Below are 14,260 nucleotides of genomic sequence, written 5' to 3' on the forward strand. Positions count from 1 at the left end.
GACCCCAACGTTCTACTTTTGCACAGACCTCAAGGAGATACTCATGGCTGAATCCACTCTCGGCGCCGTCACCGATGCCGACTTCCAGCAGCTCGTGCTCGATGCCGAGGGCCCGGTCCTCGTCGACTTCTGGGCCAGCTGGTGCGCGCCGTGCCGTCAGCTCGCTCCGATCCTCGAAGAGATCGCCACGGAAAAGGGCGACAAGATCACGATCCTGAAGATGGACGCGGACGCCAACCCCGCCACCCCGGCGCAGTACCGGGTCACCGGACTGCCGACGATGAACCTGTACTACAAGGGCGAGGTCGTCCGATCCATCGTGGGCGTCCGTCCCAAGAGCGCGATCCTCAAGGAACTCGAAGAGCACACAGCCTAAACGCTGCCCGCTGAGGAGTCCGCTACGGCCCCTCGATGAGCCCTGAACCTGCGCAAGTGAGCGGGCTGAGGTGCTCGTCGAGGGGCCGTAGTTGACTCGTATGCTTAAGAAACAATATCTATTTGTAACTTTGTCGACTTATATACTTATTTCTTACCTGGATCCATCATGTCGACGATTCGCTCCAGGTCCTCGAGGGTCGCGAATTCCACCGTGACTTTGCCCTTGCTCCGCCCGAGGTCGACTTTGACCCTCGTGTCGTATCGCTCTGAGAGCCGAGCAGCCAGATCGGCCAGGCGCGGCGCGGAGACCTTCGGCGACTGCCGGGCCGCGGGACGCTTGGAACCCTCAGGACCGACCGTGACGATCTCCTCCAGTGCCCTGACCGACAATCCCTCGGCGACGACCCGCGTTGCGAGTCCGTCCTGCAGATCCGGATTGGCGATGCTGACGAGCGCACGGGCGTGCCCGGCCGAGAGCACCCCCGCGGCCACCCGACGTTGAACAGTCGGCGTCAGCTTCAGCAGTCGCAGAGTATTGCTGATCTGCGGGCGGGATCGGCCGATACGTTCCGCGAGCTCTTCGTGCGTGCAGCCGAAGTCGTCCAGGAGCTGCTGGTACGCGGCTGCCTCTTCCAGGGGGTTGAGCTGGGAGCGATGCAAGTTCTCCAACAATGCGTCACGCAGCAGGTCCTCGTCGGACGTGTCACGGACGATCGCACCGATCGTGTCGAGGCCGGCTTTGCCGGTGGCCCGCCAGCGACGCTCGCCCATGATGAGTTCATAGCGATCCTTGGCGACTTCGCGTACGACGATCGGCTGAAGCAGTCCCACTTCCTTGATGGAGTGGACCAGCTCTGCCATGTGGTCCTCGTCGAACACCTGGCGAGGCTGTCGCGGATTCGCGACAATCTGCTCGAGGGGGATTTCGGCGAACCTTGCACCTTGGATCTCCTGGAGGCCGGAGGCCTTGGCATCTGCCGGGCTCGACGGGATAAGGGACTCAAGCCCGCGTCCCAGTCCTCGACGTGTACTCATCGTTCCCTCACTCCCGCCTGCGAGATCTCCCGCGCGGCCTCCAAATAGGACAGCGCACCCGAAGATGTTCCGTCGTACGTGATAACTGACTGCTGATAGCTCGGCGCTTCAGAGATCCGGACCGACCGCGGGATCGGTGTCGGCAGCACCTTTTCGGCGAAGTGCGCGCGCACCTCTTCGGCAACACCGGCCGATAGACGCGTACGCGCGTCGTACATCGTCAGGAGGATCGTGGTGATCTCCAACTTGGGATTGAGGTGCGAGCGAATCAGATCGATATTCCGGATCAGTTGTCCTAGGCCCTCGAGCGCGTAGTACTCGCACTGGATGGGAATCAGTACCTCGCGGCCGGCCACCATCGCATTGACCGTCAGGAGTCCGAGCGAGGGCGGGCAGTCGATCAGGACGTAGTCGATACGGTCTCCCGCGTCTTCACTTGATGCCAGGTAGCTCTGTAGCGCTCGATCAAGACGCGATTCACGTGCCACCAACGACACCAGTTCGATCTCAGCGCCAGCTAGATCGATCGATGCCGGCAATACCGTCAGTCCAGGGATGTCTGGGCACGGCTTGACCAGGTCGTCCAGATCCGCCCCGTCGACGATCGCCTCGTAGACGCCAGGCGTCCCTTCCGTGTGTGGGATGTTCAGTGCTGTCGAGGCATTGCCCTGGGGATCCAGATCGACGACCAGGACCCGTAGACCGCGCAATGCGAGTGCAGCCGCGATATTGACCGTTGTCGTGGTTTTGCCGACGCCGCCCTTCTGATTGGCCACCACGAAGATCCGGGTCCTTGTCGGAGCCTCGAAGCGGGTCACGGCGCGGGTGCGCTGCAGCAAAGACACATGTTCTTCTGCAGCTGCAGCCAACGGGGTCGAATCAGTATTCGACGGGACCGGCACGTCGTAGTTCGACGCTGCGGCCATAGCCGACTGTGGAGACGTGGGGTGTCGATCCGCACCTGGGTGAGGTGACTGGTTCATGCGATCCCCTTCATGGTTTCACGTGAAACATCGTTCACTTGGATACCTCGACGACGGTCGTGGGCACGTCGCCATTTTCATAGCTCTCAACCACGATAGACGTCGCGCCGAGTCGGTGGAGGGTCGCTGTCGCGGCGGACACCTCTTCAGCTGCGGTCCTACCTTTCATCGCGAGGAGCACTCCCCCAGGCTTCACCAGAGGCATGCACCAACGGCCCAACTTGTCGAGCGCCGCGACCGCACGAGCGGTCACGATGTCGAATGTCTCGTCGACTTCTTCGGCACGCGCCCGAATCACCCGGACGTTCGCGAGACCCAGACCATCAACGACCTCATCCAGGAAACTCGTGCGTCGGAGCAAGGGCTCGATCAGCGTCATCTGGATGTCAGGACGTGCAATAGCCCACACTAGACCGGGCAGTCCCGCACCGGTCCCGACGTCAGCGACAGTCGCACCGGAGGCCAGGCGCGGCGCGACCACTGCCGAGTTCATGATGTGGCGATCCCAGATACGAGGCACTTCCCGCGGTCCGATCAGACCGCGAAGGACAGCATCAGTCGCCAAAAGATGCGCGTACTCCTCGATGACACCCAGGCGAGAGCCAAACACCCCCGCCGCATGCGGCGGGGGTGTTTCACGTGAAACATCGGGGGTGTCCGACATCGTCGTGACTACTCCCCCGCGCTGTGGACGACGACGTAGCGGTGAGGCTCCGCTCCGTCCGACGAACTATTCAGACCCGCAGCAGCAACCGCATCGTGGACGACCTTGCGCTCGAACGGGTTCATCGGGTCGAGCGCAACAGAAGGCTCCCCGGCCTGAACCTTCGCAATAGCCGCAGTGGCAATCTCCACCAGCGCGACCTTGCGTGCGGCACGAAATCCAGCCACGTCCAGCATCAGTCGGCTGCGCTCGCCTGTCTCACGGTAGACCGCCAGGCGGGTCAGCTCCTGCAGTGCATCGAGAACCTCGCCGTCACGCCCTACGAGATGATCCAGGTTTCCACCGACCACCTCGACCGCCGCACGGTCGCCTTCGACATCCATATCGATGTCACCATCGAGGTCGGCGATATCGAGTAGGCCTTCGAGGAAATCAGCCGCGATATCGCCCTCTTGCTCAAGCTTGGAAGCGTCACTCATGAAGCCCCGCCCTTCTTTCCGTTGTCGCCCGGCTTCGGCTTCTGAGCCGTGATATCAGGCTTCTTCTTAGGCTTTTTCGCCACAGGCTTCTGGTTCTGTACAGCCTTGTTCACCGGCTTGGCAGGCGTCACCGGCTTCTTGCGCTGACTACGCGGCTGGTTCTTCGGCTGCACCCTAGGGGCCGGCTTCGGTGACGGTTCCTCATCGAGTGCCTTGAGTGGATCCTCGGCGGCGACCTTGCCACGCTTGACGTCACGGTCCTGCTTGGCCTTGAACGCCGGAGTGCCAGGCGCCGGGTTATTACGGATGACATAGAACTGCTGGCCCATCGTCCAGAAGTTGGAGGTCGTCCAGTAGAACAGCACGCCGAGGGGGAATGCGACACCACCGACGGCGAAGACGATCGGCAGGATATAAAGGAGCATCTTCTGCTGCTGTGCGTACTGGCCCGTCATCGCATCGGCCGGCATGTTCTTGCTCATGAGCTGACGCTGAGTCGTGAACTGAGTGATGCACATGATGATCACAAGTGACATCGTCAAGACACGGGTCTGTGTCAGATCGGTGTTCATGAAGGTATCGGCGATACGTGCGCCAAGCAGCTCGGCATTCTGCAGCTGCACGGCATTCGCCTCGGTCATGAAGCCACGTGCACCGCTGGCGCCATTACGAGCCGCTTGATCGATGACCCGGAAGAGCGCGAAGAAGATCGGCATCTGCAGAATCAACGGCAGGCACGACGCAAAGGGATTGGTCCCAGTCTCCTTCCAGAGCTTCATCTGCTCTTGGGTGAGACGCTCGCGATCGTGCTTGTACTTTTGCTGCAATGCCTTGATCTGCGGCTGCAGGAGCTGCATATTGCGGCTCGACTTGATCTGCTTGACGAACAGCGGGATCAGAAGTGTACGAATCGTGATCGTCAGTCCGACGATCGACAGCATCCACGTCCATCCGGAGTCACCAGAGAGACCGATCGCCTCAAAGATCTTGTGCCAGACCAACAGGATGCCTGACACGGCGTAGTACAGCGGCGTCATGATCGCGCCGCCGATATCGCCTAAGAAGCCGAACATTCTTCTCCTCTATGTGACTGTGGAACCGGGTCATACCCGCCCGAGCTCCAAGGATGGCACCGCAGGATGCGACGACCAGCAAGCCAGGTGCCACGCAGCGCCCCATGAGTCTCCACGGCCTGCAAAGCATAGGCCGAACAGGTCGGATGGTAACGACAAACTTGGCCGTACAGGGGACTGATAGCGAATCTGTACGCCTTCAGAAACCAGATGATTGGGTACTTCACCGTGCACCAGCGCGGCGCAATGCCTCATCGAGGTGAGTCGACAACGCCTCGGAGCCGGCCTCGCGTGAGGCGGGCAGCGCTCGCACAACCACCCGGGATCCGGGTGGGAGATCGGCAATCCGATCGCGCATCAGGTGACGCAGACGGCGCTTGACCCGATTGCGTTCCACCGCCGTGCCAACTGCCTTGCTCACGACGAAACCGACGGACGTGTGTCCGCCGGTTCCAGGAACGACATGTGTGACGAGGGAAGGTTGGACTCCGCGGGCTCCACGACGAATCGTGCGTCGGAAGTCCTCCCCGCTGCGCATGCGTTGACTGCGCGCGAGCAAGGGATCAGGCGGACAGCTTGGCGCGACCCTTGCGGCGGCGGTCACCGAGGATCGCGCGGCCGGCGCGGGTACGCATCCGGAGGCGGAAGCCGTGCTTCTTGGCACGACGACGGTTGTTCGGCTGAAATGTGCGCTTGCTCACGATGCTGTCCTTTTGATCTGTACGAGTCTTGCGAATCGCATGTAATTGGGCCGGTCGACGGCCACCGCTCGCCCACAGCCAGTGAAATTGTTGTCATGGGCACGCGGCGGAAGTCGTTCAGGACGACTAGCCAAAGATACGTGGGTGCCAGAGTGCGGTCAAACTGACCCCGTACGCCTCAATCGGCCCAAGATCCAGACGACACGCCGACTTGCTCGGAAAGCGCCGAATCCGCAGCCTGGGGACAGTGTCTTGTCTGGCATTGCCAACGCTGCTAGCGTCACCGCGGTACCGACTTTTCCACAAGGCTGCCTCAACCCTCGAGTTCGCATTCACATACTGTGGAAAACCATGTGGACACATCGGGAGGCAACACATGAATGACACCCATGAGTGACAGTCACGCCGGCAGTCCGGACGAGGAACTCGAACAGATCTGGCAACGAGCTGTCGACACGCTATCTCCTGGCGCCAAGGTGTGGGTCTACTCGGCCACGCCGCTGACACTGCACAACAACATCCTGATCGTCTCGGTACAAGATGACCTGACCAGAGCGCAGTTGGAGTCGCGAGTACGACCCGCGCTGGAGCACGCCATCAGCACGAGTCTCCAGCAAGAGACTCGACTCGTGGTCACGATCGAGCCGACCGTGACAGACTTCAAACAAAGTCCACAAGACGATAAGTCGACAAATCGACCTACCGCATTCGTCCCGGAAGACATCGACGACGATGACGAGGACGACAACGATGAATTCGTTCCCAGCTGGGCCGTTCGAACCACGACTCCCCCACGGATCGGAAGCGTCGCCGAGGCCCGGCTCAATCCGCGCTATCTGTTCGAGAACTTCGTCATCGGCTCATCCAACCGCTTCGCTCACGCCGCCGCCGTCGCCGTGGCCGAAGCCCCGGGCAAGGCCTACAACCCGCTGGTCATCCACGGCGAGTCCGGCCTCGGCAAGACCCACCTGCTGCATGCGATCGGCCACTACGTCCTCAATCTGTATCCGTCGTCGCGCGTTCGCTACGTCAACAGCGAAGAGTTCACCAATGACGTCATCAACGCGATCCGCGAGAACCGCACTGCCGCGCTGAAGCGCAAGTACCGTGAGATCGATGTCCTCCTTGTCGACGACATCCAGTTCCTCGAGGGCAAAGAATCGACCCAGACAGAGTTCTTCCACACCTTCAACGCGCTGCACAACGAGAACAAGCAGATCGTGATGACGTCCGATCGGCCGCCGAAGAACTTGACCACGCTGGAAGACCGCCTACGTAACCGGTTCGAATGGGGTCTCACGACCGACGTCCAGCCGCCCGATCTCGAGACCAGGATCGCGATCCTGCGCAAGAAGGCCGCCAACGAGAAGCTGACCGCGCCGGCCGACGTGCTCGAGTTCATCGCCAGCAAGGTGCAGACCAATATCCGCGAGCTCGAAGGTGCCTTGATCCGTGCCACGGCCTTCGCCAACCTCAACGGCACGACGGTCGACCTGCAGTTGGCGCAGATCGTCTTGAAGGATCTGATCGCCGAGGGCGAGGAGCCCGACATCACCGTCGGCATGATCATGGCGCAGACAGCGGCGTATTCGGAGTTCTCGATCGACGACCTCTGCAGCACCAACCGCAGCCGTGACCTCGTCTTGGCCCGCCAGATCGCGATGTACCTGTGTCGAGAGCTGACTGAGATGTCATTGCCCAAGATCGGCCAGGAGTTCGGCAACCGCGATCACACGACGGTCATGCACGCCGACCGCAAGATCAGGAAGCTCATGGCCGAGAAGCACGCGGTCTACAACCAGGTCACCGAACTCACAGCGCGCATCAAGCAGCAGGCCCGACAGCCGTGAACAGGACAGGATCCTCGCCCATTCACACCTGGGGACGATCCTGTGGGAAACCCCATCAAGCACGTGGACATCAGCAGTCACAATGTGAACACGATGTGAACAAGGCACCTGAGTCCACAACAACTTGTAGTTTGGCCCGCACGCCACACACAGGTTGTCCACCGGGCAAAACCACGCCGTTGCACCACGAAAGACGGTTATCCACGGCGTCCACAGAGGCTACGACTACTACTACTCTTCTAAACTTCAAAAGTTCCAGCGGAAGTCACATCGCGCCCTGTCTGTGGATGAGACTTTGTGTCATTCCCCTGACTACCTCCCAGCACTCCTTCCGTGGCAGGATTCATCACCACGGACCCCGTCCCCGGAAAGGCCTCAACTCGTGAAGTTCCGCATCGAGCGCGACACACTCGCCGACGCTGTCGCATGGACAGCACGTAGCCTTCCTCACCGACCCAGCGTGCCGGTTCTCGCCGGGCTCCTGATCGAGACGGCAGCAGATGGACTGACGCTGTCAGGCTTCGATTACGAGACCTCGACCCGCGCGACGCTTCCAGCCGAGGTCAGCGCGGACGGTCGGGCGCTCGTTTCGGGTCGACTCCTCGCCGAGATCGTCAAGTCACTGCCGGCCAAGCCGGTCGACATCGCCCTCGACGGCACCAAGGTCCAAGTTGTGTGCGGAAGTGCACGATTCAGCCTGCAGACCATGCCGGTCGAGGAATATCCGCAGCTCCCGCAGATGCCGACTGCGTCCGGCACGGTCAAATCAGAAGACTTCTCGACAGCCGTCGCTCAAGCGAGTGCGGCGGCGGGCCGCGACGAGATGCTGCCGTTGCTCACCGGAGTTCGACTCGAGCTCGAAGGTTCGACCATCTCGCTGATGGCGACCGATCGTTTCCGCGCGAGCCTGCGCGATCTGCAATGGCGCCCCGAGGCCAGCGATCTGTCGGCAAACGCTCTTGTGCCGGCCAGAGTGCTCAACGACACCGCACGATCACTCACCGGCGGCAGTGACGTGACGATCGCAGTCTCATCGGGCGAAGCAGGCGATGGACTCATCGGTTTCGAGGGAGTGGTCGGCAACGGCACCCGTCGCACCACGACCAGATTGCTCGAGGGAGACTTCCCGCGCGTGCGCCAGTTGTTCCAGGCTGCAGCCGAGACAGTTGCGTACGTTCCGACGCAGGCTTTCGTCGATTCGGTTAAGCGCGTGGCACTGGTAGCCGAGCGCAACACACCGGTTCGACTGACGTTCGCAGACGGGCAGCTATTGCTCGAGGCCGGCAGCGGCGAAGAAGCCCAGGCGTCCGAATCGATCGAAGCGACGATCAACGGCGCCGATATCTCGATCGGCTTCAATCCGACTTATCTGCTCGAAGGTCTCGCGGTCATGTCGGACCCCGTCGTGCACCTGTCTTTCACCCAGCACACCAAGCCCGCGGCCATTTCGGGAGTCCAGGAGATCGGCGCCGATCCAGACGTCGCCTTCCGTTATCTGATCATGCCCGTACGCTTGCAGGGCTGACGTCAGAAGATCGAGGGGAACGCACGATGGACATCGGACTGGTCGGACTGGGCAAAATGGGTGGCAACATGCGCACCCGCATGCGAAACGGTGGAATCACCGTCGTCGGCTACGACCGCGATCCAGAGCTCAGCGATGTCGACTCTCTGGCCGCGCTGGTCGAAAAGCTCCCCTCCCCCAAGGTCGTATGGGTCATGGTTCCGGCCGGTGACATCACTCGCAACACCGTCACCGACCTGATCGACCTCCTTGGACCTGGCGATGTCATTGTCGACGGAGGCAATTCACGCTGGACCGACGACGAACTGCACGCGGGGCTGGCCGCCGAGAAGCAGATCGGCTACATCGACTGCGGTGTCAGCGGCGGAGTCTGGGGCCTCGAGAACGGCTACGCACTGATGGCGGGTGGATCGGTCGACGACATCGCCAAGGTGCAGCCGGCGTTCGACGCCCTGCGACCAGAGGGCGAATCGGGCTTCGTACACGCTGGCCGGGTAGGTGCCGGCCACTTCTCCAAGATGGTTCACAACGGCATCGAGTACGCCATGATGCAGGCATACGCCGAGGGATATGAACTCCTCGAAAAAGTCGACATCGTCGACAACGTCACGGCAGTCTTCGATTCATGGCGCGAAGGCACCGTCGTGCGCTCGTGGCTGCTCGACCTTCTGGTCAAGGCACTGGAGGATGACCCCGGACTTTCGAAGATCCGCGGGTACGCCGAGGATTCTGGCGAAGGACGTTGGACCGTCGAAGCGGCGATCGACAATGCCGTGCCGATGCACACCATCGCGGCATCGTTGTTCGCGCGGTTCACGTCCCGCCAGGACGAATCGCCAGCAATGCAGGCGGTGGCGGCGATGCGGCAACAGTTCGGCGGGCACGCGGTGCAGGCCGCAGCCGAGGCGGGGCACGACCCCAAGGACGCCTGAGTCTTGAAGGCGTGTCCAGCGTGCACGTAGCGCGACTTGTCCTCCACGATTTCCGCTCCTACGCCGAGGTCGAACTAGAACTCGAACCCGGCGGAACCGCCTTCATCGGCCTGAACGGTCAGGGCAAGACGAATCTGGTCGAGGCCATCGACTACCTTTCACGGCTCGATTCTCACCGGGTTTCCAGTGATGCGCCGCTGATCCGTGCGGGTGCCGACCAGGCCATCGTGCGGGCCGAAGTGGTCAAAGCCGGTCGGACCGCGCTGCTCGAATTGGAGATCACCCCGGGTCGGGCCAACCGTGCCCGCATCAACCGAGCGGCTCTGCCCCGCACACGTGATCTCGTCGGAGTGCTGCGTACCGTGATCTTCTCCCCCGAAGATCTGGCCCTGGTCAAGGGCGATCCATCCGATCGGCGCAGGTTTCTCGACTCCCTGTTGGTCTTGCAGACTCCTCGACTAGCCGGCGTGAAGGCCGACTACGACCGGGTACTGAAGCAGCGCAACACTTTGCTGAAGTCGGCTCGAGGACGCCGCAATGTCGAGATCGCGACCCTCGACATCTGGGACGAGAACCTGGCTCGCACGGGAGCAGAACTCATCGCGTGCAGACTCGTCCTCCTCGATCAGCTCGCACCTCACCTGGCAGCGGCCTATCGGCGGGTGGCGGCCGAATCGGCCGATCATCGCCGTGAGGTCACCGCGACGTACAAGCCATCGCTCGATCTCGACCCGGGTCTTCGTGAGCAGGACCAGATCGAGCAACTTCTCCTCGCCGAGATCGAGCGCCGCCGCGGCGATGAGATCGACCGCGGGATCAGTCTGGTCGGTCCGCACCGCGATGAGGTGATCTTGACGATCGGCGAGCTGCCAGCCAAGGGATATGCGAGCCACGGGGAGTCCTGGTCGTTCGCACTGGCGTTGAAGCTGGCTTCCTTCGAGCTATTGCGCGACGATGGCGATGACCCGGTGCTGATTCTCGACGATGTGTTCGCCGAGCTCGACCAGGGACGACGTCAGCAACTCGCCGAGCTGGTCGGCGACGCCGAACAGGTACTTGTCACCGCAGCGGTCGCCGACGATGTTCCGGCAGCACTCAAAGGACACCGATTCCACGTTTCAGGAGGGACGGTCACCCGTGACTGAGTCAGAAGACGGACTCGACCTGGCACGGCAGATCGCCAACTCCTATCGCGGCAACGGACCGTTGCGGCCGGGGGGGCCACGCAAAAGATCGCGGCCGATGCCGCCTGCACGCGGCAAGAACGAAGATCCGTCCACGATCGGTGACCTACTGGGTCAGGTGGTCCGTAATCAAGGTTGGTCCGACAAGCTCGACGATCAGCGGATCTTCACCGACTGGGTCAAGATCGTGGGACCCGAAGTAGCCCAGCATGCGCAGATCGACGGATTCGAGGACGGAATCGTCCACGTTCGCGCCGATAAGACGGCTTGGGCCAAGGAGTTGACGCTGCTCGCGCCGCGCATCGTGGCCAAGCTCAATCAGGCACTCGGCGACGGGACCGTCACACGCATCGAAGTGCGCGGACCGCAGGCACCGAGCTGGAAGAGCGGGCCCCGCTCGATTCGCGGGGCACGAGGTCCGCGCGACACTTACGGTTGAGCCGCTAGTCCTCTGGGGATATCGCGGCGCACGTCGTGACGAACAGTGCTGTTGCCGCCGAGACGGCACCAAGGACGAGCGCGGCCTCGGTGAAGCCGTCCCACCCCATGACCGGACGCACGCCGATCATGACGAGGAATCCGAGCGCAGCAGCGCAACCCGCGAGCGCGCCGAGCGCAGAGGGCATGAACGACTGACTGGGGCCGGACAGGTAAGCGGCGACGGCTGCGGTCCAGATCAGGCTGACTGCCAAAGCCGCGACGACGTCGGACGGTCGGTGCCAGCCCGCCACGATCGTGGACGCGCCCGTGAGTGTCGTGACCAAGCCGCCCACGGTCGCGATCAACGGCCGGGCGAGCCGAGGTGCGACAAGCAGTGCGGCTCCCACAGCGCTCGCGGCAACTGTGGTGTGACCGCTGGGCAGGCTGTTGAGCGTTCCGAGATCGAAGTCGGGGCGGGTCAGCAAAGTCTGCTTGAGTAGCTGGGTCGTGACATTGGCACCGGCGATCACGATGATGGCGCCGATCGCCAACTGCACCTTGCCGCGCAACAAGGCGACCAGGGCGCAACCGGCCACCACGACGACGATAGCTCCGATCGAGATGTAACCCAGGACGCTGAGCACCTTGAGCTGGGTATCGCGACCCGCCACAACCGTGCGCATCGCCGAATCGTCCCAGTCCTGTCCGCCGGCAGAATTCAGGCAGACGGCGACCAGACCAAAGAGAATGACCGCGCCGGCAAGAGCCGCCATGACCGCGGCAGGCGCCGTCGTTCGGCGGGAGATCAGCATCGTCATACCTCTACGATGCCTGACCAATCCACACCGTCCGCGCGGCTTGGGCCAATCAGCGGCATGGGCGAACTTTCACGCCACGGGCGTGACTGGGGATTGACGGACATGGTTCGACGACGCCAAATGTGCCGTTCTGTGTCTCTCAGGGCCACACCAGGGGCGCGACTCGCGGTCCCAGATCGCCCACTTGTCCGTGAGAGCCACACAACGGCCCGTATACTGATTAGGTGAGCCAAACTCCAGATCCTGAAGCTTCGTACGACGCCAGTAATATCCAGGTTCTCGAAGGTCTGGAGGCGGTGCGTAAGCGTCCAGGCATGTATATCGGTTCCACTGGCGAGCGCGGTCTGCACCACCTGGTCTATGAAGTCGTCGACAACTCGGTCGATGAAGCCTTGGCCGGATACGCCAGCCACATCAAGGTCGTGATGCAGGCCGACGGCGGAATCCGGGTCGAGGACGACGGCCGAGGGATCCCGGTCAAGGAGCACCCGACCGAGAAGATCCCCGCCGTGACGCTCGTGCTGACCTCGCTGCACGCGGGCGGCAAGTTCGGCGGCGGCGGCTACAAGGTCTCCGGCGGTCTGCACGGTGTCGGTGTGTCAGTGGTCAACGCTTTGTCGACAAAGCTACATGTCGAGATTAAGCGCGACGGCTACCGCTGGACCCAGTCATTCACGTACGGCGAGCCCGATGCGCCGCTGGAACGGCACGAGGCGACCGAGGAAACAGGCACCACGACGACGTTCTACGCGAGTGCCGACATCTTCGAGACGGTCAACTACAGCTACGACACGCTCGAGAAGCGTTTTCGTGAAATGGCCTTCCTCAACAAGGGACTCGAATTGGTCCTCCGGGACGATCGCCCCGACGTCGACGGTATGGAGGGTCCCCAAGGCGAAGATCGGTCCCGCGACGCGCGGTTCCGATTCGACAAGGGGCTCGTCGACTACGTCGAGCACATCAACGTCGGCAGCAAGGCGCCGATCCACAAAGACGTCATTGCCTTCGAGACCGAGGACGAGTCCAAGGGCCTGTCGCTCGAGATCGCGATGCAGTGGAACGACAGCTTCGTCGAATCGGTCCACACCTTCGCCAATACGATCAACACGCATGAAGGCGGCACGCACGAAGAAGGCTTCCGGTCCGCCCTGACCGCTACGGTCAACAAGTTCGCCACGACGCAGGGCCTGATCAAGAAGGCCAGCGACAATCTCTCCGGCGAGGACATCCGTGAAGGCCTCACCGCGATCATCTCGATCAAGCTCGAGGAGCCGCAGTTCGAGGGACAGACCAAGACCAAGCTCGGCAACAGCGAAGCCAGGTCGTATGTCCAGGCGGCCCTCAATGACGAGCTCGGTGCCTGGTTCGAGCAGAATCCCGGCGAAGGCAAGACGATCGTGCGCAAGTCGATCGACGCTGCCACAGCCCGCATGGCCGCACGTAAGGCACGCGACCTCGCCCGCAACCGCAAGGGACTCATGGGTGGCGGTGGACTACCCGGCAAATTGGCCGATTGCCAGTCACGCAATCCCGAAGAGTGCGAGATCTTCATCGTCGAGGGCAACTCCGCCGGCGGCTCGGCCAAGGGCGGACGCGATCCGTACGCCCAGGCGATCTTGCCGCTGCGCGGCAAGATCCTCAACGTCGAGAAGGCCCGTATCGACAAGATCCTGCAGAACGCCGAGGTCCAGGCGATCATCTCGGCGCTCGGCACCGGCGTCCACGACGACTTCGACGTCGCCAAACTGCGCTATCACAAGATCGTCCTGATGGCCGATGCCGACGTCGACGGCCAGCACATCTCGACGCTGTTGCTGACGCTGCTGTTCCGGTTCATGAGGCCGCTGATCGATGCCGGTCACGTGTACCTCGCACAGCCGCCGCTCTACAAGATCAAATGGACCAACGCTCCGGCGGAGCTGGCCTACTCCGACAGCGAACGCGATGGACTGCTCGCTGCCGGCGCAGAAGCCGGTCGCCGGCTCCCCAAAGAAGCCCCGGTCCAGCGCTACAAGGGTCTCGGTGAGATGAACGACTCCGAGCTGTGGGACACCACGATGGATCCGGCCCAACGTGTGTTGCGTCAGGTGACCCTCGAGGACGGTGCGGTCGCGGACGAGATGTTCACGATCCTGATGGGCGAGGACGTCGAGCAGCGTCGCTCGTTCATCCAGAGAAACGCCAAAGACGTCCGCTTCCTCGATATTTAAGACTTAAG

General features: G+C 62.2%; 16 protein-coding genes. 7 read left to right on the plus strand and 9 right to left on the minus strand.

The window, feature by feature from the left end:
- Positions 1-43: 43 nt before the first annotated feature.
- Positions 44-376: a thioredoxin gene (gene trxA, locus ACXJKC_RS01970; protein ID WP_456694995.1), complete on the plus strand. Its 333-nt coding sequence runs from the start codon at positions 44-46 to the stop codon at positions 374-376.
- A 146-nt stretch (positions 377-522) separates the two neighbouring features.
- On the opposite strand, the gene ACXJKC_RS01975 is transcribed toward trxA, so the two are convergent.
- From ACXJKC_RS01975 to rpmH, 8 genes are read right to left on the minus strand one after another with little or no spacing between them, the layout of a single operon-like run.
- On the minus strand, positions 523-1,413 hold the full coding sequence (locus tag ACXJKC_RS01975; protein ID WP_456694996.1) for a ParB/RepB/Spo0J family partition protein: 891 nt from the start codon (positions 1,411-1,413) through the stop codon (positions 523-525).
- Entirely contained in the window at positions 1,410-2,396 is a 987-nt protein-coding gene (locus ACXJKC_RS01980) for a ParA family protein (RefSeq protein WP_456694997.1), read from the minus strand. Before ACXJKC_RS01980 ends, ACXJKC_RS01975 begins: the two co-directional genes overlap by 4 nt.
- Before the next feature lie 34 nt (positions 2,397-2,430).
- Complete coding sequence (gene rsmG, locus ACXJKC_RS01985) at positions 2,431-3,060, minus strand: 16S rRNA (guanine(527)-N(7))-methyltransferase RsmG (protein WP_456694998.1); 630 nt, start codon at positions 3,058-3,060, stop codon at positions 2,431-2,433.
- An 8-nt stretch (positions 3,061-3,068) separates the two neighbouring features.
- Positions 3,069-3,539 (minus strand): Jag family protein, encoded by a 471-nt coding sequence (locus ACXJKC_RS01990; RefSeq protein WP_456694999.1) that lies wholly within the window; start codon positions 3,537-3,539, stop codon positions 3,069-3,071.
- Positions 3,536-4,612 carry a membrane protein insertase YidC gene (gene yidC, locus ACXJKC_RS01995; RefSeq protein WP_456695000.1) on the minus strand — a complete coding sequence of 359 codons (1,077 nt, stop codon included), beginning with the start codon at positions 4,610-4,612 and terminating at the stop codon, positions 3,536-3,538. The genes ACXJKC_RS01990 and yidC overlap by 4 nt, the downstream gene beginning before the upstream one ends.
- A complete protein-coding gene (yidD, locus tag ACXJKC_RS02000) occupies positions 4,597-4,839 on the minus strand; it encodes a membrane protein insertion efficiency factor YidD (RefSeq protein ID WP_456695001.1) in 243 nt (80 codons plus the stop codon). The genes yidC and yidD overlap by 16 nt, the downstream gene beginning before the upstream one ends.
- Entirely contained in the window at positions 4,836-5,150 is a 315-nt protein-coding gene (rnpA, locus tag ACXJKC_RS02005; protein ID WP_456695002.1) for a ribonuclease P protein component, read from the minus strand. Before rnpA ends, yidD begins: the two co-directional genes overlap by 4 nt.
- Positions 5,151-5,175: 25 nt before the next feature.
- Positions 5,176-5,313 carry a 50S ribosomal protein L34 gene (gene rpmH / locus ACXJKC_RS02010; protein WP_056289702.1) on the minus strand — a complete coding sequence of 46 codons (138 nt, stop codon included), beginning with the start codon at positions 5,311-5,313 and terminating at the stop codon, positions 5,176-5,178.
- Positions 5,314-5,693: 380 nt separating this feature from the next.
- Here rpmH and dnaA point away from each other — a divergent pair, with 380 nt between their 5' ends.
- From dnaA to ACXJKC_RS02035, 5 genes are all read left to right on the plus strand, one after another.
- Positions 5,694-7,163, plus strand: a complete 1,470-nt coding sequence (gene dnaA / locus ACXJKC_RS02015) for a chromosomal replication initiator protein DnaA (RefSeq protein ID WP_456695003.1) — start codon at positions 5,694-5,696, stop codon at positions 7,161-7,163.
- A gap of 382 nt (positions 7,164-7,545) precedes the next feature.
- Positions 7,546-8,688: a DNA polymerase III subunit beta gene (gene dnaN, locus ACXJKC_RS02020; protein ID WP_456695004.1), complete on the plus strand. Its 1,143-nt coding sequence runs from the start codon at positions 7,546-7,548 to the stop codon at positions 8,686-8,688.
- Between the two features lie 26 nt (positions 8,689-8,714).
- Positions 8,715-9,620, plus strand: a complete 906-nt coding sequence (gene gnd / locus ACXJKC_RS02025; RefSeq protein WP_456695005.1) for a phosphogluconate dehydrogenase (NAD(+)-dependent, decarboxylating) — start codon at positions 8,715-8,717, stop codon at positions 9,618-9,620.
- 20 nt (positions 9,621-9,640) lie between these two features.
- On the plus strand, positions 9,641-10,765 hold the full coding sequence (recF, locus tag ACXJKC_RS02030) for a DNA replication/repair protein RecF (RefSeq protein ID WP_456695590.1): 1,125 nt from the start codon (positions 9,641-9,643) through the stop codon (positions 10,763-10,765).
- Positions 10,758-11,243 carry a DUF721 domain-containing protein gene (locus ACXJKC_RS02035; RefSeq protein ID WP_456695006.1) on the plus strand — a complete coding sequence of 162 codons (486 nt, stop codon included), beginning with the start codon at positions 10,758-10,760 and terminating at the stop codon, positions 11,241-11,243. Before recF ends, ACXJKC_RS02035 begins: the two co-directional genes overlap by 8 nt.
- Before the next feature lie 4 nt (positions 11,244-11,247).
- Here the strand turns inward: ACXJKC_RS02035 and ACXJKC_RS02040 are convergent, their stop codons facing one another.
- Positions 11,248-12,042 (minus strand): phosphatase PAP2 family protein, encoded by a 795-nt coding sequence (locus ACXJKC_RS02040; RefSeq protein ID WP_456695007.1) that lies wholly within the window; start codon positions 12,040-12,042, stop codon positions 11,248-11,250.
- A 224-nt stretch (positions 12,043-12,266) separates the two neighbouring features.
- On the opposite strand from ACXJKC_RS02040, the gene gyrB reads away from it, so the two are divergent.
- On the plus strand, positions 12,267-14,252 hold the full coding sequence (gyrB, locus tag ACXJKC_RS02045) for a DNA topoisomerase (ATP-hydrolyzing) subunit B (protein WP_456695008.1): 1,986 nt from the start codon (positions 12,267-12,269) through the stop codon (positions 14,250-14,252).
- Positions 14,253-14,260: the final 8 nt, after the last annotated feature.

Source organism: Aeromicrobium sp. P5_D10 (genome assembly GCF_054049535.1).

Coding starts and splice junctions, on each gene's coding strand:
- trxA (WP_456694995.1), top strand. CDS start 44: ATGGCTGAATCCACTCTCGGCGCCGTCACCGATGCCGACTTCCAGCAG.
- ACXJKC_RS01975 (WP_456694996.1), bottom strand. CDS start 1,413: ATGAGTACACGTCGAGGACTGGGACGCGGGCTTGAGTCCCTTATCCCG.
- ACXJKC_RS01980 (WP_456694997.1), bottom strand. CDS start 2,396: ATGAACCAGTCACCTCACCCAGGTGCGGATCGACACCCCACGTCTCCA.
- rsmG (WP_456694998.1), bottom strand. CDS start 3,060: ATGTCGGACACCCCCGATGTTTCACGTGAAACACCCCCGCCGCATGCG.
- ACXJKC_RS01990 (WP_456694999.1), bottom strand. CDS start 3,539: ATGAGTGACGCTTCCAAGCTTGAGCAAGAGGGCGATATCGCGGCTGAT.
- yidC (WP_456695000.1), bottom strand. CDS start 4,612: ATGTTCGGCTTCTTAGGCGATATCGGCGGCGCGATCATGACGCCGCTG.
- rnpA (WP_456695002.1), bottom strand. CDS start 5,150: ATGCGCAGCGGGGAGGACTTCCGACGCACGATTCGTCGTGGAGCCCGC.
- dnaA (WP_456695003.1), top strand. CDS start 5,694: ATGACACCCATGAGTGACAGTCACGCCGGCAGTCCGGACGAGGAACTC.
- gnd (WP_456695005.1), top strand. CDS start 8,715: ATGGACATCGGACTGGTCGGACTGGGCAAAATGGGTGGCAACATGCGC.
- ACXJKC_RS02040 (WP_456695007.1), bottom strand. CDS start 12,042: ATGACGATGCTGATCTCCCGCCGAACGACGGCGCCTGCCGCGGTCATG.